A 26,012-nucleotide genomic window follows, 5' to 3' on the forward strand; every position below is an offset into this window, starting at 1 on the left:
TTAATAATTATAGTAAATACTTCTAGCTATTACAATAAATTTAAAGAAAATGATATCACAAAAAATAGCTACCAATTTTCAGGTAGCCTTTGTTTAGTTTATTTCGTTTTATCTATTAGCCATAATTACTTTTATCTCATCTGGATTAATTCCCACCATTGCTTCTCCCAAATCTTTGCTAACTTCAAGCAATACATCAGGATTATTGTAATTTTCCACAGCTTTTACGATAGCTTTGGCGCGTTTTTCTGGATTTCCACTTTTGAAAATTCCACTACCAACAAACACACCTTCAGCTCCCAATTGTCTCATCAATGCCGCATCAGCAGGAGTTGCAACTCCACCTGCAGAAAAATTAAGTACAGGTAATTTTCCATTTTCGTGAACGTATTTCAATAATTCAAAGCAAACTCCCATTTCTTTTGCTTTGTCGTACAATTCATCTTCCTTCAAAGACTTCACCAATGAAATTTCGCCCATGATTTGTCTCATATGTGTAACAGCTTGGACAACATCTCCCGTTCCAGCTTCACCTTTTGTTCTAATCATCTTGGCGCCTTCTTTGATTCTTCGTAAAGCTTCCGATAAATTTCTCGCTCCACAAACAAAAGGAGTGTTAAATTTTGATTTGTCGATATGATATTTGTCATCTGCCGGAGACAAAACTTCTGATTCATCAATGTAATCAATTCCCAACGATTCCAAGATTTGCGCCTCAACAAAATGACCAATTCTAACTTTTGCCATCACAGGAATTTTGACAGCTTTCATAATTTCTTCAATCATTTTAGGATCGCTCATTCTGCTAACTCCTCCAGCAGCTCTAATATCTGCAGGAACTCTTTCAAGTGCCATTACACTTACTGCTCCTGCTGCTTCTGCAATCCTCGCTTGTTCAGCATTGATTACATCCATTATTACTCCACCCTTTAATTTTTCATTTATATCCATTCAAATCACCTCGCCTTTATAATACATGCAAATTGCATCTAATTATAGTAGCAAAACAAAATAATTTTATGGGTACAGATGTGTTATACTTAATCCAACGGAGGATTTTATGTTCATAAATTTAAACGACAAAGATTATTTGTATAATCAAATTTACGATTCTATAAAAGAAAAGATTAACATGAAACAATTGAAAACCAATGACAAGCTTCCTTCTATTAGAAAATTATCTAATGAGCTGAATATTTCAATAAACACTGTGTCCAATGCGTATTATCAATTGGAAAAGGAAGGCTACATTCGTTCCAGTGAGAGAAGTGGATTTTTTGTAGAAAAATCTGGTCACATTTTGCGAAACGATGCAAACTTTGATGATGAGGATATGATTGTAGAAGAGAAGAATACTTTCAAGTATGATTTTTCATTTTCTGGTGTGGATAAATCGTGTTTCAAATACAAGCAGATCAGAAAAGCTTTCAGGGATTCAATTAACGAAGATGATGATGCTATTTTGGGAAAGGTCGATGGACTTGGACTATTTTCTTTGAGGTGTTCTATTTCAAATTATCTGAAGGATTTCAGGGAAATTATCGTGAATCCCAACCAAATCGTCGTGAGTTCCGGCAGCAACGAGTTGTTGATTTTGATTAAAAATCTTCTTAACAATCCCATTTTTGGTTTCGAAAATCCTGGATATGCATATCACGGAATTGGTTTCTACAATAATTTCGACAGCACGCCGATTAATGTGAATGAGGATGGGATTGATATAGATTTTCTCAAACAAACAGATGCGAATGTTGTAAGCGTGACTCCTTCTCATCAGTTTCCTACTTCTGCGATTATGCCTATTAATAAAAGGATTGATTTGTTGAATTGGGCTTACGAAAAAAATAATCGCTACATAATTGAGGATGACTACGATGCAGAATTCAAATACAAGCTTCGTCCTATCGCCCCATTAAAAACTTTGGATGTGAATGATAAGGTGATTTACATTGGGAATTTTTCACGTACGGTAACTCCTGCGATGCGTGTGAGTTTTATGGTTTTGCCTAAAAATTTGATGAATAAATTTTATTCTGTATTAAAATCTGAGAGATGTCCTGTGTCGATTTTCGTTCAATCTGCGTTGTCCAAGTTTATCGACAGCGGAGATTTTGAAAAGCAGGTCAATCAAATGAAAAAGGTGTACGCAAAAAAATACGAAATTATTTTTTCAAAAATTAACGGCTGCAAATACATTGATTTTGAAAAAACCGATTGTGGCACATCTGTCGTAATCAAGGTCGATAAGAGAATTGACAGGGATGTTTTGTTGAAAACTTTGAAAGAAAATTCCGTTTATGTAATTGCCATCGATGATTTTTATTTGGATAAAAACGTGGACACTAATGTGTTTTTGATTGGGTTTGCGAAGATGAGCTACGATGATATCTCCAATGGTATGGATATTATCGTAAATGTTGTAAATAATCTTGTCAATTAGATTACAAAATATTGTAAAAGAGTTATAATAAAGGAAGAATATAAATAGGAGGTTACTCATGCAAAGATATGAAGATTTAGAACCAAAGAATGTGTTTCATTGGTTCAAACAATTAAACGATATTCCTCGTGGTTCAGGAAATGAAAAAGGCGTTTCAGATTTTTTGGTTAGTTTTGCAAAGGAAAGAGGATTGGAAGTATACCAAGATCATCTTAACAATGTAATTATCAAAAAAGAAGCTACAAAAGGTTACGAAAATTCAGAGCCAGTTATTTTGCAAGGACACATGGACATGGTTTGCGAAAAGACTGATGATTCAGACCACGATTTCTTAAAAGATCCTATCTCAATGCACGTTAAGGACGGATATGTTTATGCAGATAACACAACTTTGGGAGCAGATGACGGAATCGCTGTTGCGTTTTGCTTAGCTATTTTGGATTCTGATAATGTTTCTCATCCAAAATTGGAAGTTCTTGTAACAATTGATGAAGAACGTGGAATGGACGGAGCAAACGGTGTGACTGCTGAACATTTGAGTGGAACTCGTTTGTTAAACATTGACACTGAAACCGAAGGAGAATTCATTGTAAGCTGTTCTGGTGGAGCAAATGCTATCACTACTTTCAAGAGCGAAAAATCAGAAGGTTTGTCAAAAGCTATTGAAATTTCTCTTTCTGGTTTGAATGGTGGTCACTCTGGTCTTGAAATTCAAAAACAAAACAAAAATGCCATCAAAGTTATGGCAAGACTTTTGAACAAAGTTGCTTTGGAAATGGATTTTAGATTGCAAGAAATCTCCGGTGGATCAAAACACAATGCCATCGCAAAGAATGCTCACGCTATCATCACTGTTGATGATTTGGACAAAGCAATGAATATTTTAAACGAAATTGGAGAATACGTTCGTCACGAAGGTAGAAAAACAGATCCTAACTTGGTTTTGGATATTAAAGAAACAGAAAAAACAGAATTTTCTTATTCAAAAGAAACTTCTCAATCTATCGTTAAATTCTTGTATTTGTTAATCAACGATGTTATTTCAACTTCACAAGACATCGAAGGTTTGGTTCAAACAAGTTCAAACGTTGGTGTTGTTGAAGCAGACGACGAACAAATCAAGGTTACTTGTTGTGTAAGAAGTTCTGTAGAAAGCGAACTTCACAATATGTTCGACAAGATCAAATCATTAGCTTATTTGACTCACGGAACTACTGTTATCGAAAAAGAATATCCAGCATGGGAATTCAACACTGATGGAGAATTGGCAAAGGTTGCTCCAGCATTGTACGAAGAAATGACTGGCAAGAAAGCTAATGTAACTGCAATCCACGCAGGTTTGGAATGTGGTTTGTTGAAAGGCGTTCTTCCTGATTGCGATATGATTAGTTTCGGTCCAGATATTTTCGGAGCTCACACTCCATTGGAACATTTGGGAATTGAATCTACTCAAAGAATGTACGATTACACATTAAAATTATTAGAAAAATTAAAATAACAAAAAATTAAGGAAAGTTCTTTTTATGAACTTTCCTTTTTGAATTATTTGTATTCGTGATTTTCTAAAACATGGATTAAATCTTCATTAGTTTCTTTACTTTTTTGAACTTCAAACATTCCAATATATGAGTAAAAATTGAACAAATCAAAATCTTTTATATTCTTATCTATCTCTGAATCCGATAAATTATCTCCATTCATTACCAACGATTTTTTAATGTAATTTTTTATATCTTTTTGGGATAGTTTAGTTTGATAATTTGCTGATTCTATCATATCTTCACAAACTTCTTTTTCTACAATATATCCTTTATTATCCTTGTACAATAAAATTCTTATAATTGCGCCTTCTCCAGATTTCTTATCCCTAGTAGAAATCAATGTCTTCACTAAAACTATAATTTTGTCTTTACTTTTATACTTATCCAATATTTTCAACTCGGATAATTCATAATACTTATTATCAGGTTTTTTAGCTAAAAATTTTTCAAGGCTTTCACTCAATCTAATTTTATTTGTATCTTTTTCCAGCTTGTAGTATTTTTGCGTAAAAAACACTTTTATTGTTTCATTTATATTAGCTTTATCTTTTTCATCAATAGCAACTTTTACTGTCTCGTTTTGATTTGCTTTTTGCTCGTCGTTTTTAATTTCCTTTTTTTGACAAGATGATAAAAGTAACAACATAATAATAACAAGTGTGATTGTTTTTTTTAATTTACCTATAGCCATATGAACCCCTAATATTTTTCAAATTTATTATCTCAATTTAATTATAATCCAACATTTCTATTTTTCAACTATTTATTTGTCATTTTATACTTCAAAATTCAACATTTTATTACAATAAGTCTACAATTGTGAAATGTTTAAAATCATTTGCCCAAATCTGTTATAATAATATAGTCAGGGGGAATTTATGAAAAAGAAATTTACATTAGTGTTATTATCACTACTTATGGTAATAACTTTAAGCGCTTGCTCTCAAACAAAAGAAAAAGTGAGCCTATTAAACGATTTTAGAAAAACAACTGAATGGAAGAACCAATCTTATGAATTTAAAAACGAAACTTCCAAGCTAAAAGAAATCAAAGTCACTGCAACACAAGACAAGAAAACAGGAGTTGCAATGGCAACTGTTACAAGTGATATCGCACAATTAGCTGGCCAAGGCAATAATTTGGGGGAACTTCACTTCGCAATCCAAGATGGAAAAGCGTATTTGAATTACGATGCATTCGCTAACAATCTTCCAGGAAAAATGAAGGAAGCTTTGATTAAAAAGAATTTGTACTTCAATGTTACAGAAATTTTGCAAAAATTAACACAACAAAACTTTCAAGCTACAACTGTAAGAGACTTCACAATTTTCATGCCACTTTTATCATCTAATACACAATTCCAAATCAAAATCGCAAAAGATTTCGTGATTGACAACAAAGAATTGAAAGTTACTGATGATGGTAACCACAAATATTCTGTCAATTTGACAGGTGAACAATGGGCAAAAGTTATGGAGTATTCAAGAAAAACTTTATTGAAAAACTTCAAAGAATACGCCAAACTTGCCAAGGGAAGTGAGCTTACAGACCAAGAACAACAAAAACTTCAAGAAATTGAAAACAATCTTAAATCAGAACAATCACAAAAAGAATTCGAAGACAAAATCAACACTTTGAAAACAACTAACAAAGAAGATATGTTCAATTTGTCATTCGAATTCAAAGATAAATCATATGATGTCCATTTGAAGTCCACTCCTAAATCAAAGGATGCTGAAAAAATGAACATTTCATTAAATTCAAAAGAAGACACATCCATCAACAACCCAAAAGTACAAGTGGATAATGGTCCTTTCGAATTTATGCAACAATTTTTGAATATAAAATAATCGAAAACAAAAAAAATCCCGAAATTCAAACGAGTTTCGGGAAATTTTTTGTTTATTTGTATATTTCTTGTAGTAAATTGTCCAAACGAGCTAGTGCATCTTTGATCAAATGTGTTGGAGCTGCAACGTTAAATCTCACAAATCCGTCGCATTCACCGAAGAATCTTCCGTCAGTAAACACCAAATCAGCCTTGTCTACCAAAGTTTGCATCAACTCATCTCCACTTAATCCCAAACATCTGAAATCCATCCACATAACATAAGTTGCTTGAAGATGATTTACGATAATTTTAGGATATTTTTCTTTGAAGAAATCGTAGACGATTTTTTGGTTAGTGTCGATGACTTTGATCATTTCATTTAGCCAATCTTCTGCATTATCAAAAGCCAATTGTGTAGCTTCAAGTCCCATAACATTGACAGCATTGCTTCTCATAACATCCAAAGTCTTCTTGTATTGTTCCATCATTTCAGGATCGGAGATAATTGTGTAACCACAGCAAAGTCCTGCCAAGTTAAAAGATTTCGTAGCAGATTGGCAGACAACAGCTTTTTCGACTAATTTTCTATCCAATGAAAGCACAGATGTATGAGTGTTTCCAGGCATAACAATATCTTGCCAAATCTCATCAACAACTACAACCACATCATTTTCGTTTGCAATCTTGATTACTTTTTCCAAATCATCCTTGCTCCACAAAATTCCGCCCGGATTGTGAGGATTGCAAAGAATAACCATCTTGTTTTCATCTTTTTTACATTCTAATTCAAACTTTTCAAAATCAATTGAGTAATTGTTGCGCTCATCAGAAATCAAGGCAACATCTGTCATTACCCTGTCGTTCATTTCAATTGCTAATCTGAATGGGCCATACACTGGTCTCATAATCATTACAGAATCACCTTTTTTCGTAAAGGCACTTACTGCAGCGAAAAATCCATTAACAACAGTTGGTACTTCAACAATCCATTCTTTTTTTATATCTGCATTGTGGCGTTTTTTGTCCCAATTGATAATACTGTTGAAAAATCTGTCAGTAGGAGCACAATATCCCAAAACCAAATTATCTAAGCGTTTTTTCAAACCATCGATAATTTCCGGTGCATTTTTAAATTCCATATCAGCTGAACTAAATGGAACAACATCTTTTTTCAAATTTGGAAATTGTTCGCTTCTAATTTCCCATTTTCTAGAACCCATTTCGTTTCTGTCACTAATCGTTTCAAAATCGTATCTCATTTCTATCTCCTTATTATAAATTATTATGTCTTCAGTATAACACAAAACCAACAAAAAAAGAGGATGCAATTATCCTCTTTTGAATTAAATTATTCTGTTAATTCAGATGTACAGTGTGGACATCTAGTAGCAGTAATGTCTATTTCGCTCTTGCAATATGGGCAAGTTTTTGTTGTTGGTTCTGGCGCCGGTTCTTTATGCAAAGCATCACGGCCCTTGTTAACGGCTTTGACCATAATGAAAACTACAAATGCAATTATAATAAATTTAACCAACGCATCCAAGAACAAACCGTATTGTAACTTAACTCCTGCAAGTGTAACAGCCAATTCCTTCATGTTAACACCAGCTGTTGCAGCCCCAATCAAAGGAGCGATAAGACCATTGATAAGTCCATCCACCATTTCCTTAACAGCAGCACCCATGATAACGGCAACTGCCAAATCCATTACATTACCTTCAGTAATGAATTTCTTAAATTCTTTTAACATAAATCCCCCTTGTAAAATTATTCATTCATCAAATACATTTTTTCCTTTTGCAAATTATACACTTCTTTTTTCAATTGTTTAATCGCATTTTCGCAATTTTTCTTGTTAGATAAAATTTGCATTTGAATAACAGAATCGAAAAACTTGTTATCAAAATAATCCGCCAAGAAAAATGTCTTTTTATATCTGAAACCAGCGCTTGGTTTCTTGTCCAAATCAATCATAATATTGTTGAACTTTCTAATCGCCAAATCAGCCTTCTTCGCTTGATTCTTCGCTTTTTTCAAATTCGACCTTTTAATCATAGTAGTAATAGTCTTACCCTTGAAAATATCGAAAATCCCCCATCCTGAAGCTGTACCCAAATAAGATTGTACCTCATTCAAGCTAGCTATCGCGATTTCTCCAAGCTTAATAGCTTCGTTTACATTATATAATCTAGATCCTACTTTTGTTCTTAACATAATAATCTTCCTTTCCTTAATTATTTATACCCTTAAATAATATTTTTAAGCAAGTGATTCAATTTAAATTTTATTTGATACAAGCTTATTTTTTGAATAAATTTATTATCTTTCTAATATAATCATTAAACATCGAAATACCCTTGTCTATGTCCAAAACTCCAGAATTAACTCTTCTAAGTAGTCCTTCGTAAGTAAAAATAATAATATTATTAATATCGTACAAATCTTTCTCGTCAATTATGCCTTCAGCAACAAAATCCTTCATGATATATATATTTCTTGTAAAAATCGCACTAGAATTCAGCATATCAACAACATCATCTGGATAATCTTCAGTATTCAATTCCATCGGAAAAATCTTGTAATATTGCTCAATATAATACTCTATTTGATTTTCCAAATTTGAAAAAAACAATCTCATATACGCATCGGAACTATTAAAAGAATATTTTACGAAGCAATCCCATATAGCGTAGAACTTATCTAATGAATTATCACAATCTTTGATAGCATCTGGCAATGCTTTAATATAATCTTCTAATTGATCCATTATTGAAAATATAATAAGATGATCCAAATTTTCGAAATAATTATAAATTGTAGCGCTATTCATCATACTGCACTCAGCTACTTTTCGTATGGTAACAGCATCAATTCCTTGTTCACGAATAATTTTTTTCGTGCAATTCATAAATCCATTGATCATATTTATTTTGTGTTTCGTTAATTTTTTCTTAGTATCGAGCATCAGTATCCTCCCGTTATTTTATAAATATAATTATATCATTTATGTAGTTGTTTATTAAGTGTCAAACAAAAAAGCTTGCCAATAAGACAAGCTATTTTAAAAATTTATAACTATAATTTTTCTGTTCTGAATGCTTTTATAATCGCAACGCAAATCAAAAGCATTATAAATATAAATGGGAATGCTGCTGCAACAGACGCTGTTTGTAATGCTTTAAGTCCACCTGAAAGTAGTAGTGCATATGCAATAACTGCTTGCAAAACTCCCCATACTAATTTTTTGCTGCTGGCTGGATTCAAATCACCATCTTGACTAAGCATACTCAATACGAAAGTTGCTGAGTTTGCTGATGTGATAAAGAATGTGCACAACAAAACTACTGTTACAATTGAAAGGAAGGTTCCCATTGGATATTCTGCAAATACTTTAAACAAAGCTAATTCTGAATTTGCAGCCAACTCTTTTACTTTATCAAATGGCATCTTTTGCGCTAAGTTCAATCCCAATGGTCCAAAAACTGAAAACCATACTATTGATGCGAATGCTGGTGCAACTGAAACTCCTAGTATAAATTCACGAACAGTTCTTCCTTTGGAAATTCTCGCAATAAAAGTTCCAACAAATGGAGCCCATGCAAGCCACCATGCCCAATAGAATATTCTCCATCCTAATAGCCAATCATTTTTTCCAAATGGATTAATAGCAAGTGAATCTGTGAAGAAATTGTTCAGATAAGCTCCAATACCACTTGTAAATGAATTTAGCATCAAAATTTTAGGTCCTACAATAAATGATACCAAAAGAACAGTTCCTGCAAGTACTAAATTGATGTTAGAAATCAAATTAATTCCTTTGTCTATCCCTGATACAGCAGTCCAAATATATATAACTGCAATTATTACTATAATGATCAACCAAGTCATTTGATTATTTGGAATGTTGAATAAATGAGTTAATCCTGAATTGATTTGTAAAGTTCCCATTCCTAGAGATGTTGCAACTCCCGCAATAGTTGCGATAACTGCAAATATATCTATAGTTTTTCCAATAGGTCCATTAACTTTTTCTTCTCCAACTAATGGGATGAAAAGTGTAGAAATCAAACCTGGTTTATTTTTTCTAAATTGGAAATATGCAAGTCCAAGCCCTATTATCGAATAGTTGGCCCATGGATGAATTCCCCAGTGCATGAATGACGCTCTCATTGCGAAATTCGCAGCATCCGCACTTCCTGCTTTTATCGATTCAATCGGAGCAACGAAGTGTGCCATTGGCTCTGCAACCCCATAAAATACAAGTCCTATTCCCATACCAGCACCAAACAACATTCCAAACCAAGAAAGCGTAGAATATTCTGGCTTTGAATCATCAGGTCCCAATTTTATGTTACCGTATTTTGAAAATGCTACTATTAATGCAAAAACTACAAATGTAAGCATTGCTATTAAATATAGCCATCCCATATTAACTGTTACTGCTTTCATCAAAGCGTTTGCAGCATTTTCGAAACTTTTTGATCCCAAAATTCCCCATGCAGCTATTGCAACACTAATTAACATGGAAATTATATAAACAGTATTTCTTTTTTTATTATTCATATCAATTCTCCATTATATAGGAGGGGGAAATTAATCCCCCTTCATTTTCTTTTAAACCGTATAAACTTTTGGTTCTTCTATTTTTTCTGTCAAAGCATTTAATGCTACTTCTACTCTGTGATGTCTCAAATTCCATTGAACATCTTTTCCTGTAGCTGGGTCTCCTAATGGATAAGGAATTGAAATTGTTGGTACAATTTTGTTTACACCAACTGATTGAGCTACTGGAACCAAGTTACACATTTGAACAATTGGAATACCAGCTTTTTCAATCACATTTACCATCGCTGCACCGCAGCGAGTACATGTACCTCAGGTACTAGTCATTATAACCCCGTCAACATTGGCTTCTTGCAATTCTTTAAGAATTTCAGATGACATTCTTTCAGCTTCTGCTTGAGTAGTTCCTGTTCCAACTGTTGAATAGAAATATTTGTGAAGCTCTCCGTAAACTTTGCCTTCCATATCTCTCAAAACATCGATTGGCATAATTACGTTAGGATCGGCATTTGCTGCAGCCGGATCAAATCCTGCGTGAATTGTTTTGAATTCGCCAGATTTTAATCTGTCCATTCCAGTTACATCGTATTTTCCCCATCTAGTAGCAGATGCAGATTGAATTCTATCTGGGTTATCTACAGGAACAATACCACCTGTTGTCATCAAAGCTATTTTCGCATGCTTCAAATCTTTGATAGGTTCTGCTGGTTCTATTACATCTTTAACAGGAATTGGAAGCTCAGTAACAAATTCTTCTCCGTTTAATTTTTTAATAAGCATCTCAACGCCTCTTTGAGCTGCTGGTTTCATTTCAGGATTGAAGTATTGGTTTCTGATTCCTTGAGAGAAATATCCTTCCTCAGCTGCAGATCCTAGTTCTTCTCCATTCAAATATTTATTTGCATAGTTTGAAATAGCTTTTACATCTTCTTTCATTTCTCTGGCAGACTTACCGCCTTTGAAAATAACCATGTCTTTTCTATACATTTCAACGCCTGGATTTTCTGGATGCATTGATGTAATTACTTTTGCGCCGAATTTTTCTTTAACAGCCTTACAAATTCTACCGCAAGCAACACCGTAACGACCAGCTTGGAATGCAGGACCTGCTACGAACAAATCAAAGTCTAATCCTGCTAAAAATCCCAATATTTCTTCTGTTGCTTCTTCTGGGTTAGAACCAATGTAGTTATCCCCACAAATAATTGTATGTGTAACTTCTGCATCAAGCATTGAATTGAACGCTGATGCTGGACCTACTAATTCATTTCTTATTTCCGGCTTATAATCTGCCTTATCTTCTCCACCAATACCAGCGAAGAATTGATTTATATATACAATAGCTTTTTTCATAGCTTCACTCCTAATATTCTTTCATAGTTTTTCTTGACCAACCTGCTATTTGATCTCCACAGAACATAGCATTGTTTTCCATAATTACAGATCCGTCTTCTTTTACAGATGGTCCTAATATTTCATCGCCTGCCCATCCACCAGACAATCCGTCTCTTGCCAATGCTTCTAATTCACCAATTACTTTCTTCATTGGTTTTAATCTAATCAATTGAGAAACATTTCCTGTAGATACCAATGCATCTGTTTTTTCGTTCATAACTACCAATGGTTGTGATTTTCCGTCACGTCCTGTACATTCGTTGCTGATACCGACAACTTTTACTCCAACATCTTCCAATGCGCAAATGCATCTTACATAGTCTGCATCAGGGTTACCATATCCTTCTTCAGTAACAATAGCACCATCTGCTCCCAATGATTTTGCCATATTTGATACAAAAATAGCCGCTCTTTCTTTTTGTTCCAAAGAAACGTTTAAGTTGGACATTATAACTCCCAAGAAGTTAATAGATTTTCCATGTTCTTTGAACAATTCTTTTATTATTGGGAAGTTTTGAAAATCATATGTTGCCCATTTTGAAGAGCATGGCATGAAGCTTCCTCCAATAATACAACCATCCAAAACTTCTGTTGGACTCATAAATGTTGGAAGGTATTTGTTCATATCCCAACCATAAATCAAATCATTATATCCTAATTCTTCCATTTGTGATTGTGGTTGCATAACCAAAACAACTGAAGGAAGTTTGTTTACCTCGTCACTTCTTCTTGTAACAGGAGTAAATTCATATTTTTCGATTTCTTCTGGTTGTTGATCTATAACAGTTTCTCCTAGGTATTCAGCAAATAAGTGGCAAGCCCATCTTATTGCATGATTTTTCTTTTGTTGTTCGTGTCTTTCAAATTCTTCGTCTGTGTCAATAACTAAGCAAACGTTTATTAATTGTGAAAAGTATGAATAGTTGGCACCTTCACCTGACATATCTAAAAGTCCATCGCCAAAACTTCCCCAATGCATTCCAACGCCTAAAACGCTTACTCCCTTCAAAGCATGAACTCTACCTTCACCAGTTGGAACTAATTCTCCAGTGATAGATGGAAATACTGCTCTCTTATCTGGTCTAATTCTAGGTTCAACAGCTTCTTTAATAGGAACTATACGAACTTCATCGCCTGGTTTTGCAATCTCAATATCACATTCTGTAATATGCTCATCTCTTTTTATGAATTCGATTGCCTCTTGTTTGTTAATCGTCAAAATGTTGTTCTCGAATTTTGTCTTATCACCGAAAACTACATCCTTGACATTGAAATTACCAATTTCAAATTTCATAATCTAACCACCTTTTCATTTTTTAATCTGTGCACTGATTTTCAAGATTCTTTATCTTGTTGAATTCATTGTAACACTAATCACGATTAATTGCAATATATTTTTAACGTTTATAATCGTGTTTATATTTTTGCTTATATTTCAATATACTTTATTGCAATAAAAAATCAACCACCGTAGTGATTGATTCTACATTTATTTGTATTTTTGTTGTTGTTTGTTAATCAATTCCACATCTTCGAAGTAGTTGATTCCCATTGCAGCTTTTACTTTCTTCAAAGTTTCTGCTCCAACTTCTCTGGCATCTTCTGAACCTTTTAACAACATATCGAAAATTTCTGGAATGTTTTGTTCGTAGTGTTTTCTTTTTTCTCTGATTGGTGATAATTCTTTTTGCAAAATATTGTTCAAGAATTTTTTGATTTTGACATCGCCAAGTCCACCACGTCTGTAGTGATCTTTTAATTCGTCCAAATTTTTATAGTCTGGAAGAAATTCTGAGAAATCATCATCTACACAGAATGCATCCAAATAAGTGAACACTGTATTTCCTTCAACTTTTCCAGGATCTGATATTTGAATGTGATTAGGATCTGTGAACATGCTCATTACTTTTGATTTGACATCTTTTTCAGAATCTGACAAATAAATACAGTTACCCAATGATTTACTCATTTTCGCCTTGCCGTCAAGCCCTGGAAGTCTGGAGCAGATTTTGTTGTCAGGAATTACAGCTTTTGGTTCAACCAAAACTTCTGAATAATAGTTGTTGAATGTTCGGACAATTTCACGTGTTTGTTCCAACATTGGTAGCTGATCTTCTCCAACTGGAACTATGTTTGCGTTGAAAAGCGTGATGTCTGCTGCTTGGCTGATTGGATAAGTCAAGAAACCTACAGGAAGGCTCGCTCCAAATTCCTTTTGTTTGATTTCTGCTTTAACCGTAGGATTTCTTTCGAGTCTTGAAAGTGTAACCAAGTTCATATAATAAAACATCAATTCTGTTAGTTGTTCAACGTGTGATTGCACAAAAACCGTAACCTTGTTTGGATCGATTCCGCAACTTAAGTAATCAAGCGCAACTTCAATTATATTCTCACGAACTTTGTCTGGATTGTTGAAGTTGTCTGTCAATGCTTGTGCATCTGCAATCATGACATACATCTTGTCGAAATCCCCTTTGTTTTGCATGATAACTCTGTTTTTTAATGAGCCTACGTAATGACCCAAATGTAGTTTTCCTGTTGGTCTGTCACCTGTAAGTATTATATTTCCCATTTTTACTCCTTGTTAAATATTTTCTCGTAATGTTGATTTGCTCTGTTTAATTTGGATATAATTTTATCTTTTCTCGGATAATTTATTTCTGAATTGAGGACTTGTTTAACTGGAACTACAACATATCTCGTAGTCACACTATCAGTGTATTTGTCCACATAATATGGCTTGTTTTCGAAACTTTTTACAGTTGTCTTGTCCCCAATTTTCTCGATTTTAATGTCCGAGTACACTCCGATTTCTACTCCGTAATATTGTCCGTAAGCTTCTCTTTGATCTGAAACTAGATTTCCCAGAGAATATACACAGTAAGATTTCTTGCCGTTGTTTTCAATCACATCAGATTTTTGTATTGTGTGTGGATGAGATCCTATCACCAAGTCCACTCCCATGTCTGCAAGTTTCTTGAATGTGTTTTTCTGATAAGAGTTGGGATAATCAGAATATTCCTCTCCCCAATGCATGTAGCACATTATCACATCGGCGTGATTTTTCTTCAAATAATCAACATCTTTTTTGATTTTGTCCATATCAATCAAATTTACAGCAGTGTCTCTTCCAGAATTTAGCATCAATTTTTCGTAGCCATTGAGCATTTGTGAATAAGAGAAAAATCCAACCTTTATTCCTTTGACATCTACGATAAGTGGATTGGTCGATTCATTTTCCTTGAACGTACCAGTCCTTTTCAAACCGTACTTTTCAATTATTTCTATCGTGCGGTCAATCCCCTTCAATCTTCTGTCATATGCGTGATTGTTTGCAGTGCTAACAACATCAAAACCCGTATCTTTTAACGCTTTTATTACGTTTTCGTGCGTTGCAAATTCTGGATAACCGCTCATATCTGAAGTATCCTTCGCAATCGTCGTCTCAAAATTGACTACGGACAAATCACTCTTACCCACAATATCTTTAATAGCCGCAAAAGAATCCGTAAAATCATAATTTGTAGCCTTTGCTTGGCGAATTTGCGTGATGTGATTCATATAATCACCCCAACATGTTATGGTTATCTCTTTCTTTTCCAGATTTTTATTCTCTTTTGGTTTTTCTGATTTGTCATCAGCTTTTTCTTTTGATTGAGATTTTGATTGTGCAGCATTTTTTACTTGGGAATTTTTGTGTGATGCTTGAATTGGAGATTGTCCAGACATTTGTGAGTATTTAAACCCAATCACTCCCAATAAAATAACGATAAGAAAAGCCAATGCAACAGTCGTCTTTTTTCCCTTCATTTTATCCTCACTTATGATATGGTAAATTATTAATTATTCTGAAACTACGATAAATTTGTTCCAACAAAATCAGTCTCATTAGTTGATGTGGAAATGTAAATTTGGAAAAAGAAAGCGCATAATCGCTCCTATCAAGCACACTTTTTCCCAGTCCCAACGATCCGCCGATTACGAAACAAATATTGGAATGGCCTTGAATAGTTAAGTTTTCAATCTTTGCGGCTAATTTTTCGCTAGTAAGTTGATTTCCCACAATTTCCAAAGTAATCACATAATGACTATCCTTGATTTTGGAGATGATTTTCTCCGCTTCCTTGTCCTTTACAATCTCCTTTTCACTGTCAGACAAGTTCTCTGCGGCACTCAAATCATCAACCTCAATTATGTTGAGCTTGCAGTGCGCAGATAATCTCTTCGAAAATTCTGCAATACCTAGTTTTATGTATTTTTCCTTAACCTTACCCACCGAAATTATATCGATATTCAAAATAATCACAACCTTTTTACTTAATAAGTATATCATATATTGATTGGGAGTTTGAAATAATAATTTTAGCACAAATAAAAATAAAGGACTATCAAAAAGAATAGTCCTTTGAAAATATTTATTTTATAGCTAGATTTTCAATAGCAACAGTTAAAACTTTTGAAAAATTCAAATTCAATCTGTTTCCCAAATCATTCGCCCATTTTGGTATGGACAAAGTCTTCTTTACTAATTTAGTGTTTTCAAAATATTTCTCTACATCTACACAAATCATCGAAATAAATGATTCATTCTCAACGTATTCCAGATTAATTTCAGGATCATCTTTGAAAGGATTGTTTCCATCTAGCGACAAATCATTAATATTACTTACTTTCGGCAAGTCTATTCCTTCTTCTATATATCCCGACACAGTAATTCCCAACCAATCACTAGCCATGAATAAAGCATCCGAAATATCTTCGCCCTGCGTTCCTGAATACTCAAAATCAGGAAAATTGATGAAATATCCTCCTTCTGGTTCTTTGTAAAACAATGCTGGATAACTTACTAACATAAAACACCTCCATTAGATATTGAAGTAGCAGGCTATAATAGCCCTGTTTGCTTCAATATTTGTCTTTTCGTCCCTTTTTTCAATTCACCTTTAGGAACAGGAATTGATCTTACTCCTGGTTTTTTCATTTTGATATGTGAGCCTTTGCCCTCACTTTTTACCTCAACGAATCCATGTTGTTTCAGAAGCTTGACCATTTCTTTTTGTGTCATCGGCATGTGCACTTTACCTCCTGACACTTTTATTATACGTACTAATACGTGATACGTCAATATATTTCTAATAATTTTTTGCTCAAATAAAAAACCCACAGACAAAAATCTGTGGGATTGATTTCGATAAAACTATCTCTTACTGAATTGTGGAGATTTACGCGCTTTTTTCAAGCCGTATTTCTTTCTTTCCTTTTTACGAGGGTCTCTAGTTAAGAAACCTGCTCTTTTTAATTCAGCTCTGTAGTCTGGGTCAACTTCTAATAAAGCACGAGCAACACCATGTCTAATAGCACCTGCTTGACCAGTGTATCCGCCACCTTTTACATTAACAGTAACATCATAGCTTTCAGCGTTATTTGTTAATTCCAAAGCTTCTTTAGCTATAACTCTTAATGTATCGAAGTTAAAGTATTCACTTATATCTTTTTTGTTAATTGTGAATTTTCCACTTCCTGGTACTAAAGTAACTCTAGCAACAGAAGTTTTTCTTCTACCAGTTCCTTGATATCTATTATTAGCCATTTAATTACCTCCTACTTAATTTCCAAAACTTCAGGGTTTTGAGCGATGTGATCGTGATCAGCGCCTCTGTAAACTCTTAATTTTTTAGCCATTTGACGTCCTAAAGAGTTGTGAGGAAGCATGCCAACGATAGCATGAGTTACAGCTCTTTCTGGGTCTTTTTGCATTAAGTCTTTGTAGGTAATTGATTTAAGACCACCAGCGTATCCTGTGTAATGTCTTAATTCTTTTTGTTCTAATTTTTTACCTGTTAATTTAACTTTTTCTGCATTAATTACGATTACGTAATCTCCAACATCCGCATTAGGAGTAAACATTGGTTTGTTTTTTCCTCTTAAAATAGAAGCAACTTCAGTAGATAATCTACCTAAAACAACATCTGTTGCGTCTACTACATACCATTTTCTTTGGATGTCATCTTTCTTAGGTATATAAGTTTTCATTCAATTCATCCTTTCCTTTATTTACAATATTTGGCTACTTGGACATCGCTGCCAAAAAGCGATTGTTTTCTCACCGGGAATTTAGACACGTCGCACACCCGGCCATCGGCGACTTTCTGTATTGCATAAAAGGAAATGACTCCTTTTACATACCAAATTATTATATACTCTCTTTAATCAATTGTCAACTATTTTATCGCAAAACACAGCCACACACATTCATCACTTGTGCTTTTTACTTCGTGAACTACATTTTTCGGAATAAAATACGTGTCCATTTCTTTGAGTCTTACATCTTTTCCTTCGACATTCAACATCGCTTCCCCCTTAATCACGACAACAAATTCGTCAAAATCCTGATTGTACGGCCCTGATGTTTCGTTTTTCGATTGGATCCTGTGAATGTCAAACTTTTCATTTCTAACAATTGTATCCTTAATAATATGATTCTCATCAAAATTCAAATCTTCAAGTAAATTCATAAAATTCTCCTAGTATATTTTTATAATCTTCCCAAAACTCATCACAAAAATCTTCACGTCCACATCAATTTTATCAATAATATCCATCGCATTTTCAATATCTTGTTGTGTGTCTGCCTTGTTCAAAATCAAAAACTTTTTCGCATGATATGAATTTTTGAACAGACCACAATTGGAATTGATGATTTCAGCGTAGCTTTTTGTTGTCAAAATCTTGGGATTTCCAATAATTTTCTCCATAAAATCAACTCTGTGGCAAAATCTCTCATCAAAAGGTTTGTTCACGCTATCAAGCCCCATCACACCAACACAATGAGTGATATTTACAGGATTTACAGGTTCATCTTCTCTTGGCGCTTTAATAGGTCTTGTCTTTGCTCCATCCGTTTCCAAAATTATATTGGAAAACAAACCATCAAGAAAAATTTTGTCGAAAAATTCAGGTTCAAATCCGATTTCTTTTGTGCCTGTACGTGATTTGGATGCGAAATATATTTTGCCATCTACAATTTTCGTTTTCTCATTGAATGTGTACAAATAATCAAATCTGTCCTTACTCACAATCCCCATTTTAGTAGTCGTACTAACAAGAGATGCTTCATTCATCGATTTGAACTCATTTGCAAGCAAAAAAACGCTCGAAGTTTTCCCGCCAGCACCTTGAACAGCTATCATGTTTTTATCATTCAAACTCATAAACTCCAACATAATATCACCATTTTTATTATCTCACAAAATTTTCAAATACAAAACCCAATTGAAAATTCACATAGATGATTTATAATAAATATATAATAATATAAAGGAAGGCATTTATGAAAATAGGATTTAGAACACCTAGCTTGAAGAAATCATTCAAAGCAAGAACAACTTCAAAGTATAAAAGACAACTAAAGTCTGCAATTGACCCAACTTACGGCAAAAAAGGAGTTGGATGGTTTAAAAACCCCAAGAAAGCACTTTATAACAAGATTTATAATAAAACAACAAGAAGTATATTTGATATTTTCAAATAAATTAACATAAAACAGAGGTAGCCATGAAAAAATATCTAAAATTATTTGGCATAGCATTTGCAATAGGAATAGCTATGCTAATCATAAAACTCATATTCAAAATCGACGACAAAGTCATGCTTAAATATTATTGGATAATCGGTGGTATTGTCTTGGCAGTCATTTTAATAGTGAACACAATTTATTTCTTCTACAAAACAAACGAATTGAAACATTCAATGAAACTGTTCGAAGAAATGAAATACAAAGATTTCGTCAATGAATTAGAACCTAAAATTCCCAAAATCAAAAACAAACACATACAAACAGTAATGAAAATGAATTTGGGAGCGGGATATTTGGAACTTAATGAACCAAATAAAACATTGTCAACTTATGAAACAATTGAAACAGACCAGTTAAAAAATCAAGACCTTCAATTGATATATTGGCTCAATACAATGATCGCCCACTTCAAATTGAACGAGCGAAATAAATTTAATGAGCTATTTACAACACACGAAAAACTTTTAAAACAATATGAAAATAGTCCAAATTACGGCGAAAACATCAAACAATTATATATAATGAAAAACATATTTGACGATGATTTTGTGTCAGCAAGAAAAAACTTAAACGATATGAAAAGCAAATCCACAAACCCGAGATTTAAAAAAGAATACAATAGATTAGAAAATATAATCAAACAACACGAAAAATAAGGCTGTGAGCGTGAACTCATAGCCTTTTTCATTCCTAACTTTTTCTTAAATTAAATGTCCTATCCCCTTTTGCCAACACCAAGAAATATCCCACAACACTATACACCACACAGATTGCCAATGCTACTAATCCTATGTTGAAATTCAATTTTATTTGCAAGAATATTATCGCCCAGAACAATAATGATTCAAAAGCGTTTAATATTGAGTAGACTATATTTTTGCTTTTGAGTCCTACTGTGAATGGTTGAAGTAGCATGTACATGTAGAGTTGTTTTACTGATTGATACAAGTAGATTATGATGACTGCGACTGCAGCTTTTATTATCAAATCTGTTGTGTTTAATTTTGCGGCGAATATCCAACTTATTATCAATAATAGCACCAATCCAAATGTAGGTGCGTTGTCTTTTAAATTTTGTTTTATTCTAAAATTTAGTGTGTCTTTTATGGTTTGTTTTTCGGTGTAGATCATTTGTCTCATCAAATATCTGTCCATATTTAAGAACATAAATCTGTTGAATGATTCTGGAATTGCTATTTGTATTCCGAAATACAACAAGATTATCGGAAATACTGACACTAATATTTTCAAATCACTTGGTTTCGGATTGATTGTGAGTCCTCTTAATACGATAAATCCAATTACACCAACAGCCAAGATTATCCCCGAACGAATTAGTATCATTTTGTTGTATTTGTGTTTGAATCTGTAGCGGAATAATTTGTTGATGTATTCAATCCCGTTGTAATTAGCGTAAATTCTCACGTTTTCTTGTGTGATTTTTTCGTCGTTGATTTGGTATGCGATTGTGTTGATGTCTTTGAATGTGTTGTCATGGTCGATTATGGATTTATTGGTGATTTCAATTCTAGCGATGTGTCTGATTTTGTCGGTTTTTGAAATCAAAACAGCACCCACAATGTATGCAACAATCCCGAAAATTAGTGCATAAGTTGAGTAGAATATTTCTACAAATATTTTGGATTTCGTGCTGTACAATACCAAAAGTCCCATTCCCAATAGCAAAATCGCCCACATGCAGAAGTAGTTTTCGGTTAAATGTTTTTTGCTCTTTATAGAATACACCAAGATGTTGATGTATTTGATTAATTTTCTAAATCCAAGGCAGAACACAGTGATGTTGAGTGCATTCATTGGGTTGATGTCGAATATAGCGAAAAATATCGCAAATATTATTCCAGAGATTGCAAAGCTAATGTCTGACAAATAATCCTGCAAAATCGTGTATTTCTTAGCGTCAAGTTTCAAGGCTTTGACACAAATCGAATCCTCGTTATCGAAACTTACGTACGTAAATTCTGAAATCATGCTTCCAATTACAGCCGAGATGTAAAACAAGGACAATAATATATTTTCTTGGATCGTTCCTTTGAAAATCCTCGCAGCTCCAAATACTGCAACTCCGTAGATTACCGCACAGTACAAGATTTTTAAAAACAATGTTTTGATTACGTATGAAATGTAGAAAATTGCAGAATAGCCAAAGCTCAACACGTCATTTCCGTAAATATCCGCAGGAATAATCTTCTTGAAAATTGAGAGTTCGCGAAGTTGATACATTGTCTGATTGAGCTTCATCTTCATGACAAGTTTCAAATAAGTGCTAAGATAATTACTCATCGGACTCATCCTTTAAAATGTCGTAAAGTTCTGCATCGAATTTCTCATCGTTCTTGTCCAAATCCAATTTTTGTAATTTTTTGTGGTGTAGTAGCACGATTTCTTCGCTCAATTGTTTTGCCAAATCTAACATGTGTGTAGATAGTACAATAATTCTTCCTTGCGATTTCAATTCCATAAGTAATTTTTTAATTTGCGTGCTGATTACAACATCCAAGCTTGTCAATGGTTCGTCCAATAGCAAAACTTTCGGTCTGGAAATGAACAACGTAATCAAAGAAATTTTGCTTTTCATTCCGTGCGAATAATCTTTGATGAGTCTGTTTTGATCTTTCTTGGAAAATTCCATCATTTCCATGTAATCTTCAACCGTTTTTATATCATTTGGAGAATTGATGTCACGATAGAATTTGATGTATTCATATCCTGTGAGAAATTCCGGCAAGAAATTTTCAGAAAAAAGCATTCCTATATCTTCTTTTTTTAGTTTTTCAGTTACGCCTTCATTTTCCAAATAAAACTCTCCCGAATCAAAATCTATCTCATCGTATAAAACGTTGAACAGAGTTGTTTTTCCGGCTCCATTTCTACCCAAAACAGAAGTGATGACTCCTTCTTTGAATTCGTAATTTACTTCGTCGAGTACCAATTTGTCGTCGTATTTTTTAGTCAAATTTTTGATTACTAATTTCATTTTATCCTCCTGTTTACTATTGTATTAATTATACCATACATTTGGTGTATTGTTAAAATATGCTATAATTATTTTACAGAGGTGCGTATGCAAGAATATAAAAATATAATTTTGGTGTCACATTGTTTATTGAACGAACTTGCAGTTGTAAAAAACGATGCTGGCAGAAAAGATAATTTGACTTTGATAAAAAATTTAATGAAAATGAACGTGGGAATTTTCCAACTTCCTTGTCCAGAAAACAGAATGTACGGGCCCAGTCGTCAGGAAAATGTGTATGAACAATTTGACAATAATTTCTACAGAAAAACTTCTCGCGAATTGTTAAGCCCGATTGTTGAGGAAATAGACGATTACATCAAAGATGGTGTGAATTTTTTGGGAGTTATTGGAATAGACGGCTCTCCAAGTTGCGGAATCGGGCTTACTTGTAAGTCGAATGAATTAAAAGGAGAAATCTCCGCTATTAAAGACATTGCTCATTGTGTAAATTCCGTAGAAATGACAGATGACAAGGGAATCTTCATGGAAGAATTGGAAAAATTATTCGAAAACAAAAATATTTCCTCGAAATATTACGGCTACAATGACAGTAATGTAGATGAAATTATAGAAAAAATTGAAAAAACTATAAAAAATAACGCATAATATATGCGTTTTTTTAATTGCAAATTTAAATTTCTACAATTTATCAAGACGTGTTATCAAAAAATAAAAGTGTGATATAATTGAAATATAGAATAAAAAAAGGAGATTTGTTATGAATTTAAAAAAGAAATTATTAGTAGCAGCTCTTGCTACAGCTATGGTTTTCCCTACAGTATCTATGGCATCAAAATTAAACGTTCAAAGATACTCAGGAAGTAGCCGTGTTGAAACTGCAGTTAACGTTAGTAAGGACCAATTTGCATCAGCAAAATCAGCTATTTTGGTTAACCAATTAGCATTCCCTGACGCTTTGAGTGCAACTGTTTTGAGTAAAGGTACTATGCCAGTATTATTCTCTGAATCAAACAGCATCAGTGCTGATACATTGAACCAATTAAAATCAATGGGCGTTGAAAATGTATATGTTTTAGGTGGAGAAAAATCTGTATCAAGTGCAGTTGTAAATTCTGTAAAATCAGCTACAAACGCAAAGGTTGTTAGAATTAACGGAGCTGACAGATACAAGACAAACGCTCAAACAATCAAAGACAACGTAAAACAAACTTCAGAAGTTGTAATCGCAAGTGGCGAAATCTATGTTGACGCATTATACGGAGTAAGCTATGCAAACAAGGTTAACGCTCCAGTTATGTTAGTTCAAAAGAACAACATTCCAGCTGAAACTTTGAAAGTTTTAAAATCAATGAATGTAACTAGAATTACAATCATCGGTGGAGAAAAAACTATCACTCCTAAATTAGAAAAAGAATTATCAGAAATAGCTGTAGTAGATAGAATCGCTGGATCTAACAGATATGAAGGTTCTTTGAAAGTAGCAAAGGAAGTTTACGGAGACAAGCTTAAAACTGCATTAGTAGCTAGTGGTGAAAACTTCGCAGACGCATTGGTAGCTGCACCAGTAAGTCAAAAATTGGACGCTCCAATCTTACTTGCATCAAGAAATTCAGTTGAAGCTTCTATCATTTCATATTTAAGAGACAACAAAGAATTATCAAACATCAAAGTATTTGGTGGAGTTAACGCTATCGGATCAAAAGTATTCAAAGATTTGGAAAACTCTTATTATACTGTAGGTGAAAACGGAGAAAAAATCATTGACGGTGGTACAATTATCGTAGAAAAAGTTAAAAATAATTCTACTGACAAACCAACTGCAACAACTCCTGTAGAAAAGGGATCACAAAAATAATCTATAAAAACAAAACTGTGTGAAGTCAAATTCACACAGTTTTTTATTGAAATTAAATTATCAGCTGAACAAATTATAAAACATATTTGTCGGTATTAAGAACAGATACGGAGCTGTAAGTATTGCCAATGTCAAGGATACTTTTTTGATTTGAGATTCTGACAAATCAGTGTATCTGAATGAAAATTTGCGGTTGAATATATACACCAAATATCCTGCGAACACCACTGCTAGAACCATAACCAAAATGCCCCAAGGTGTTTCGTAATAATCGTTCAATATCGGAATTGAAATATTATCGTAGAACCATTTTGCAATATTATTTCTTGTTCCATTAATCCCGAATGTTAAAATCATCAAAACGGCCGTAGCGATTATATCCGCTACAAATCCTAGTGCTACAGTCTTTGCGAGCGATTTTTTGATAACCTCCATTGGTTTTTCTATTTTAATTAATTTCAAAGCTAACAAAGTTACCAAGAAATCCACCAAAATATTTGCTGGTACAATTGCAACCCAAGTTATTGGAAAAAGCCACACAACCCAGACTGGAAATATTAAATTATATAATTTTACGGATTTTTTGTTCATTATTTTAACCTTTTATTTACAGAATCCAACTTTTGCTCAAATGAAGCATTCTTATCTCTTCTGTCATCAATTTTTATCACAGAATATACTCTGTCAACGCCTTCGTTAAACACTGCTTCTTGCATATCACGAACAGCCTTCAACAATTCGTCGATGTCTCCTTGCATCACAGTTCCCATTGGATTTAATTCAACTTTTATATTTTCTTTGTTTCTCACATTATCGTAAGCTTTCGCAACGTATTGTGATAAACTCGTAGTTTGTGTTCCAATTGGAACTAATGTTAATTCTAAAATAGCCATTACAATCTCCTTATAAATCTTATAAATTCTTCAAAATCTTAATTGTATCTTGGATTTGTCCGTCTCCAGGAGTTTTAATATCGTCAAAATCAACACCCATTACAATAATGATGTATTTTTTGCCATTTTTTTCGGACAAAGTTGCCCAACAAAGCCCTGCTTTTTCCGTAGTACCACTTTTGCCACCAATAATTTTGAAACCATCTTGCTCGTAATCTTTCAATCTAGAAAGAACTGTACTTTCGATTTCAATTCCTTTTGGATGATCAAAAGTTTTCGTAGAAGTGTACTTATCTGTCGTGAAAATCTTGTAGAATTTTTGATTTTTCAATGAATTTTTCAACAAAAACGCCATGTCTTTTGCACTCGAATAATGATCATCCTCATCCATTCCCTCAGAATTTTTGAAATTCGTATTATTCAATCCCATATTCTTTGCGTTTTCGTTCATCAAATCCACAAATTTTTCCTTTGAGCCACTTACATTAATAGCCAAGCTGTCTGCACATTCTCCAGCAGAGGCAAGCATTGTTCCATACAACAAATCCTCAAAAGTAGTGGGCTCATTACCATAAAAGCCTGCCATTGAAGCGTTTTGTTTTACAAGTTTTTGGTAGCTTTTCTTATCTATCGGAGCTTTTTTATCAAAATCTTCAATTTTTCCTAAAGCTGTATACACCGTCATCATCTTGGTCAAAGAAGCAGGATACACTTTCTTGTCTGGATTTTTGGAGAAAATTTCCTTCTCATCATCGATTGAGTAAACGTAAATACAATCTGCATTAAAGCTTAGCTTGTCAAATTTATTCTCGTTTGCAATTTTGAAAATGAAACACAATCCAACTACAACCAACAGAGTAATGCCTACTATCTCAAGTTTCTTTTTCATAATTCACCCCGTTTGTTCATTTCAATTATAC

Annotated in this window: 30 protein-coding genes; 7 read left to right on the top strand and 23 right to left on the bottom strand. The window is 33.5% G+C overall.

Features of this window, described 5'->3' with window-relative positions; all coding sequences use genetic code 11:
• Positions 1 to 108 precede the first annotated feature (108 nt).
• Positions 109 to 951, bottom strand: a complete 843-nt coding sequence (gene pdxS / locus FMG_RS07670; protein WP_002840912.1) for a pyridoxal 5'-phosphate synthase lyase subunit PdxS — start codon at positions 949 to 951, stop codon at positions 109 to 111.
• A gap of 109 nt (positions 952 to 1,060) precedes the next feature.
• Between pdxS and FMG_RS07675 the strand changes: the two genes are divergently transcribed.
• Complete coding sequence (locus tag FMG_RS07675) at positions 1,061 to 2,440, top strand: PLP-dependent aminotransferase family protein (RefSeq protein WP_012291108.1); 1,380 nt, start codon at positions 1,061 to 1,063, stop codon at positions 2,438 to 2,440.
• A 58-nt stretch (positions 2,441 to 2,498) separates the two neighbouring features.
• Positions 2,499 to 3,938 (top strand): aminoacyl-histidine dipeptidase, encoded by a 1,440-nt coding sequence (locus FMG_RS07680; RefSeq protein WP_012291109.1) that lies wholly within the window; start codon positions 2,499 to 2,501, stop codon positions 3,936 to 3,938.
• 44 nt (positions 3,939 to 3,982) lie between these two features.
• On the opposite strand, the gene FMG_RS07685 is transcribed toward FMG_RS07680, so the two are convergent.
• Positions 3,983 to 4,672 carry a hypothetical protein gene (locus FMG_RS07685; protein ID WP_012291110.1) on the bottom strand — a complete coding sequence of 230 codons (690 nt, stop codon included), beginning with the start codon at positions 4,670 to 4,672 and terminating at the stop codon, positions 3,983 to 3,985.
• 187 nt (positions 4,673 to 4,859) lie between these two features.
• Between FMG_RS07685 and FMG_RS07690 the strand changes: the two genes are divergently transcribed.
• Entirely contained in the window at positions 4,860 to 5,831 is a 972-nt protein-coding gene (locus FMG_RS07690; RefSeq protein ID WP_012291111.1) for a hypothetical protein, read from the top strand.
• 52 nt (positions 5,832 to 5,883) lie between these two features.
• On the opposite strand, the gene FMG_RS07695 is transcribed toward FMG_RS07690, so the two are convergent.
• From FMG_RS07695 to yqeC, 16 genes are all read right to left on the bottom strand, one after another.
• Positions 5,884 to 7,071: a MalY/PatB family protein gene (locus FMG_RS07695; RefSeq protein ID WP_041250628.1), complete on the bottom strand. Its 1,188-nt coding sequence runs from the start codon at positions 7,069 to 7,071 to the stop codon at positions 5,884 to 5,886.
• Between the two features lie 89 nt (positions 7,072 to 7,160).
• Positions 7,161 to 7,562 carry a large conductance mechanosensitive channel protein MscL gene (gene mscL, locus FMG_RS07700; protein WP_012291113.1) on the bottom strand — a complete coding sequence of 134 codons (402 nt, stop codon included), beginning with the start codon at positions 7,560 to 7,562 and terminating at the stop codon, positions 7,161 to 7,163.
• Positions 7,563 to 7,579: 17 nt separating this feature from the next.
• Entirely contained in the window at positions 7,580 to 8,026 is a 447-nt protein-coding gene (locus FMG_RS07705; protein WP_012291114.1) for a hypothetical protein, read from the bottom strand.
• Positions 8,027 to 8,111: 85 nt separating this feature from the next.
• Positions 8,112 to 8,777: a TetR/AcrR family transcriptional regulator gene (locus FMG_RS07710; RefSeq protein ID WP_012291115.1), complete on the bottom strand. Its 666-nt coding sequence runs from the start codon at positions 8,775 to 8,777 to the stop codon at positions 8,112 to 8,114.
• Positions 8,778 to 8,887: 110 nt separating this feature from the next.
• Positions 8,888 to 10,375: a glycine betaine uptake BCCT transporter gene (locus FMG_RS07715; RefSeq protein ID WP_012291116.1), complete on the bottom strand. Its 1,488-nt coding sequence runs from the start codon at positions 10,373 to 10,375 to the stop codon at positions 8,888 to 8,890.
• A gap of 51 nt (positions 10,376 to 10,426) precedes the next feature.
• Complete coding sequence (locus tag FMG_RS07725) at positions 10,427 to 11,728, bottom strand: glycine/betaine/sarcosine/D-proline family reductase selenoprotein B (protein WP_080503397.1); 1,302 nt, start codon at positions 11,726 to 11,728, stop codon at positions 10,427 to 10,429.
• A 10-nt stretch (positions 11,729 to 11,738) separates the two neighbouring features.
• A complete protein-coding gene (locus FMG_RS07730; protein WP_012291117.1) occupies positions 11,739 to 13,064 on the bottom strand; it encodes a glycine/sarcosine/betaine reductase component B subunit in 1,326 nt (441 codons plus the stop codon).
• 195 nt (positions 13,065 to 13,259) lie between these two features.
• Positions 13,260 to 14,342 carry a tryptophan--tRNA ligase gene (gene trpS / locus FMG_RS07735; RefSeq protein ID WP_012291118.1) on the bottom strand — a complete coding sequence of 361 codons (1,083 nt, stop codon included), beginning with the start codon at positions 14,340 to 14,342 and terminating at the stop codon, positions 13,260 to 13,262.
• Between the two features lie 2 nt (positions 14,343 to 14,344).
• Complete coding sequence (locus tag FMG_RS07740) at positions 14,345 to 15,580, bottom strand: CapA family protein (protein WP_012291119.1); 1,236 nt, start codon at positions 15,578 to 15,580, stop codon at positions 14,345 to 14,347.
• Positions 15,581 to 15,587: 7 nt separating this feature from the next.
• Positions 15,588 to 16,067, bottom strand: a complete 480-nt coding sequence (rlmH, locus tag FMG_RS07745; protein ID WP_041250629.1) for a 23S rRNA (pseudouridine(1915)-N(3))-methyltransferase RlmH — start codon at positions 16,065 to 16,067, stop codon at positions 15,588 to 15,590.
• A gap of 118 nt (positions 16,068 to 16,185) precedes the next feature.
• Positions 16,186 to 16,623, bottom strand: a complete 438-nt coding sequence (locus FMG_RS07750) for a type II toxin-antitoxin system HicB family antitoxin (RefSeq protein ID WP_012291121.1) — start codon at positions 16,621 to 16,623, stop codon at positions 16,186 to 16,188.
• Positions 16,624 to 16,655: 32 nt separating this feature from the next.
• Entirely contained in the window at positions 16,656 to 16,841 is a 186-nt protein-coding gene (locus tag FMG_RS07755) for a type II toxin-antitoxin system HicA family toxin (protein WP_012291122.1), read from the bottom strand.
• Positions 16,842 to 16,967: 126 nt separating this feature from the next.
• Positions 16,968 to 17,360: a 30S ribosomal protein S9 gene (gene rpsI / locus FMG_RS07760; RefSeq protein WP_002838975.1), complete on the bottom strand. Its 393-nt coding sequence runs from the start codon at positions 17,358 to 17,360 to the stop codon at positions 16,968 to 16,970.
• 11 nt (positions 17,361 to 17,371) lie between these two features.
• Entirely contained in the window at positions 17,372 to 17,803 is a 432-nt protein-coding gene (gene rplM / locus FMG_RS07765) for a 50S ribosomal protein L13 (protein WP_002838046.1), read from the bottom strand.
• 188 nt (positions 17,804 to 17,991) lie between these two features.
• Entirely contained in the window at positions 17,992 to 18,285 is a 294-nt protein-coding gene (locus FMG_RS07770) for a cupin domain-containing protein (RefSeq protein ID WP_002838986.1), read from the bottom strand.
• Between the two features lie 9 nt (positions 18,286 to 18,294).
• The gene (gene yqeC, locus FMG_RS07775) at positions 18,295 to 18,993 is read right to left on the bottom strand and encodes a selenium cofactor biosynthesis protein YqeC (RefSeq protein WP_041250630.1); all 699 of its coding nucleotides are present in this window, start codon (positions 18,991 to 18,993) and stop codon (positions 18,295 to 18,297) included.
• Between the two features lie 107 nt (positions 18,994 to 19,100).
• Between yqeC and FMG_RS07780 the strand changes: the two genes are divergently transcribed.
• A complete protein-coding gene (locus FMG_RS07780; protein ID WP_002838001.1) occupies positions 19,101 to 19,301 on the top strand; it encodes a hypothetical protein in 201 nt (66 codons plus the stop codon).
• A 23-nt stretch (positions 19,302 to 19,324) separates the two neighbouring features.
• Positions 19,325 to 20,002 carry a hypothetical protein gene (locus FMG_RS07785; RefSeq protein WP_012291124.1) on the top strand — a complete coding sequence of 226 codons (678 nt, stop codon included), beginning with the start codon at positions 19,325 to 19,327 and terminating at the stop codon, positions 20,000 to 20,002.
• A gap of 34 nt (positions 20,003 to 20,036) precedes the next feature.
• Here FMG_RS07785 and FMG_RS07790 read toward each other — a convergent pair whose 3' ends face one another.
• A complete protein-coding gene (locus FMG_RS07790; protein WP_012291125.1) occupies positions 20,037 to 21,647 on the bottom strand; it encodes a hypothetical protein in 1,611 nt (536 codons plus the stop codon).
• Positions 21,640 to 22,341, bottom strand: a complete 702-nt coding sequence (locus FMG_RS07795) for an ABC transporter ATP-binding protein (RefSeq protein ID WP_012291126.1) — start codon at positions 22,339 to 22,341, stop codon at positions 21,640 to 21,642. The genes FMG_RS07790 and FMG_RS07795 overlap by 8 nt, the downstream gene beginning before the upstream one ends.
• 87 nt (positions 22,342 to 22,428) lie before the next feature.
• Here FMG_RS07795 and FMG_RS07800 point away from each other — a divergent pair, with 87 nt between their 5' ends.
• Positions 22,429 to 22,989 carry a CD3072 family TudS-related putative desulfidase gene (locus FMG_RS07800; protein WP_012291127.1) on the top strand — a complete coding sequence of 187 codons (561 nt, stop codon included), beginning with the start codon at positions 22,429 to 22,431 and terminating at the stop codon, positions 22,987 to 22,989.
• Positions 22,990 to 23,101: 112 nt separating this feature from the next.
• On the top strand, positions 23,102 to 24,199 hold the full coding sequence (locus tag FMG_RS07805; protein WP_012291128.1) for a cell wall-binding repeat-containing protein: 1,098 nt from the start codon (positions 23,102 to 23,104) through the stop codon (positions 24,197 to 24,199).
• A 60-nt stretch (positions 24,200 to 24,259) separates the two neighbouring features.
• On the opposite strand, the gene FMG_RS07810 is transcribed toward FMG_RS07805, so the two are convergent.
• From FMG_RS07810 to FMG_RS07820, 3 genes are read right to left on the bottom strand one after another with little or no spacing between them, the layout of a single operon-like run.
• Positions 24,260 to 24,790, bottom strand: a complete 531-nt coding sequence (locus tag FMG_RS07810; protein ID WP_012291129.1) for a hypothetical protein — start codon at positions 24,788 to 24,790, stop codon at positions 24,260 to 24,262.
• A complete protein-coding gene (locus FMG_RS07815) occupies positions 24,790 to 25,092 on the bottom strand; it encodes an MTH1187 family thiamine-binding protein (protein ID WP_012291130.1) in 303 nt (100 codons plus the stop codon). The genes FMG_RS07810 and FMG_RS07815 overlap by 1 nt, the downstream gene beginning before the upstream one ends.
• Before the next feature lie 19 nt (positions 25,093 to 25,111).
• Positions 25,112 to 25,981 (bottom strand): D-alanyl-D-alanine carboxypeptidase family protein, encoded by an 870-nt coding sequence (locus FMG_RS07820; protein ID WP_012291131.1) that lies wholly within the window; start codon positions 25,979 to 25,981, stop codon positions 25,112 to 25,114.
• Between the last annotated feature and the right edge of the window lie 31 nt (positions 25,982 to 26,012).

It is taken from the genome of Finegoldia magna ATCC 29328 (genome assembly GCF_000010185.1).
In the GTDB taxonomy this organism is placed as follows: Bacteria; Bacillota; Clostridia; order Tissierellales; family Peptoniphilaceae; genus Finegoldia; species Finegoldia magna_H.

Bases quoted from the DNA above. Each gene is read 5' to 3' on its own strand.
- pdxS (WP_002840912.1), bottom strand. From the start codon at position 951: ATGGATATAAATGAAAAATTAAAGGGTGGAGTAATAATGGATGTAATC.
- FMG_RS07675 (WP_012291108.1), top strand. From the start codon at position 1,061: ATGTTCATAAATTTAAACGACAAAGATTATTTGTATAATCAAATTTAC.
- FMG_RS07680 (WP_012291109.1), top strand. From the start codon at position 2,499: ATGCAAAGATATGAAGATTTAGAACCAAAGAATGTGTTTCATTGGTTC.
- FMG_RS07685 (WP_012291110.1), bottom strand. From the start codon at position 4,672: ATGGCTATAGGTAAATTAAAAAAAACAATCACACTTGTTATTATTATG.
- FMG_RS07690 (WP_012291111.1), top strand. From the start codon at position 4,860: ATGAAAAAGAAATTTACATTAGTGTTATTATCACTACTTATGGTAATA.
- FMG_RS07695 (WP_041250628.1), bottom strand. From the start codon at position 7,071: ATGAGATACGATTTTGAAACGATTAGTGACAGAAACGAAATGGGTTCT.
- mscL (WP_012291113.1), bottom strand. From the start codon at position 7,562: ATGTTAAAAGAATTTAAGAAATTCATTACTGAAGGTAATGTAATGGAT.
- FMG_RS07705 (WP_012291114.1), bottom strand. From the start codon at position 8,026: ATGTTAAGAACAAAAGTAGGATCTAGATTATATAATGTAAACGAAGCT.
- FMG_RS07710 (WP_012291115.1), bottom strand. From the start codon at position 8,777: ATGCTCGATACTAAGAAAAAATTAACGAAACACAAAATAAATATGATC.
- FMG_RS07715 (WP_012291116.1), bottom strand. From the start codon at position 10,375: ATGAATAATAAAAAAAGAAATACTGTTTATATAATTTCCATGTTAATT.
- FMG_RS07730 (WP_012291117.1), bottom strand. From the start codon at position 13,064: ATGAAATTTGAAATTGGTAATTTCAATGTCAAGGATGTAGTTTTCGGT.
- trpS (WP_012291118.1), bottom strand. From the start codon at position 14,342: ATGGGAAATATAATACTTACAGGTGACAGACCAACAGGAAAACTACAT.
- FMG_RS07740 (WP_012291119.1), bottom strand. From the start codon at position 15,580: ATGAAGGGAAAAAAGACGACTGTTGCATTGGCTTTTCTTATCGTTATT.
- FMG_RS07750 (WP_012291121.1), bottom strand. From the start codon at position 16,623: ATGTTAGTAAGTTATCCAGCATTGTTTTACAAAGAACCAGAAGGAGGA.
- FMG_RS07755 (WP_012291122.1), bottom strand. From the start codon at position 16,841: ATGCCGATGACACAAAAAGAAATGGTCAAGCTTCTGAAACAACATGGA.
- rpsI (WP_002838975.1), bottom strand. From the start codon at position 17,360: ATGGCTAATAATAGATATCAAGGAACTGGTAGAAGAAAAACTTCTGTT.
- rplM (WP_002838046.1), bottom strand. From the start codon at position 17,803: ATGAAAACTTATATACCTAAGAAAGATGACATCCAAAGAAAATGGTAT.
- FMG_RS07770 (WP_002838986.1), bottom strand. From the start codon at position 18,285: ATGAATTTACTTGAAGATTTGAATTTTGATGAGAATCATATTATTAAG.
- yqeC (WP_041250630.1), bottom strand. From the start codon at position 18,993: ATGTTGGAGTTTATGAGTTTGAATGATAAAAACATGATAGCTGTTCAA.
- FMG_RS07780 (WP_002838001.1), top strand. From the start codon at position 19,101: ATGAAAATAGGATTTAGAACACCTAGCTTGAAGAAATCATTCAAAGCA.
- FMG_RS07785 (WP_012291124.1), top strand. From the start codon at position 19,325: ATGAAAAAATATCTAAAATTATTTGGCATAGCATTTGCAATAGGAATA.
- FMG_RS07790 (WP_012291125.1), bottom strand. From the start codon at position 21,647: ATGAGTAATTATCTTAGCACTTATTTGAAACTTGTCATGAAGATGAAG.
- FMG_RS07795 (WP_012291126.1), bottom strand. From the start codon at position 22,341: ATGAAATTAGTAATCAAAAATTTGACTAAAAAATACGACGACAAATTG.
- FMG_RS07800 (WP_012291127.1), top strand. From the start codon at position 22,429: ATGCAAGAATATAAAAATATAATTTTGGTGTCACATTGTTTATTGAAC.
- FMG_RS07805 (WP_012291128.1), top strand. From the start codon at position 23,102: ATGAATTTAAAAAAGAAATTATTAGTAGCAGCTCTTGCTACAGCTATG.
- FMG_RS07810 (WP_012291129.1), bottom strand. From the start codon at position 24,790: ATGAACAAAAAATCCGTAAAATTATATAATTTAATATTTCCAGTCTGG.
- FMG_RS07815 (WP_012291130.1), bottom strand. From the start codon at position 25,092: ATGGCTATTTTAGAATTAACATTAGTTCCAATTGGAACACAAACTACG.
- FMG_RS07820 (WP_012291131.1), bottom strand. From the start codon at position 25,981: ATGAAAAAGAAACTTGAGATAGTAGGCATTACTCTGTTGGTTGTAGTT.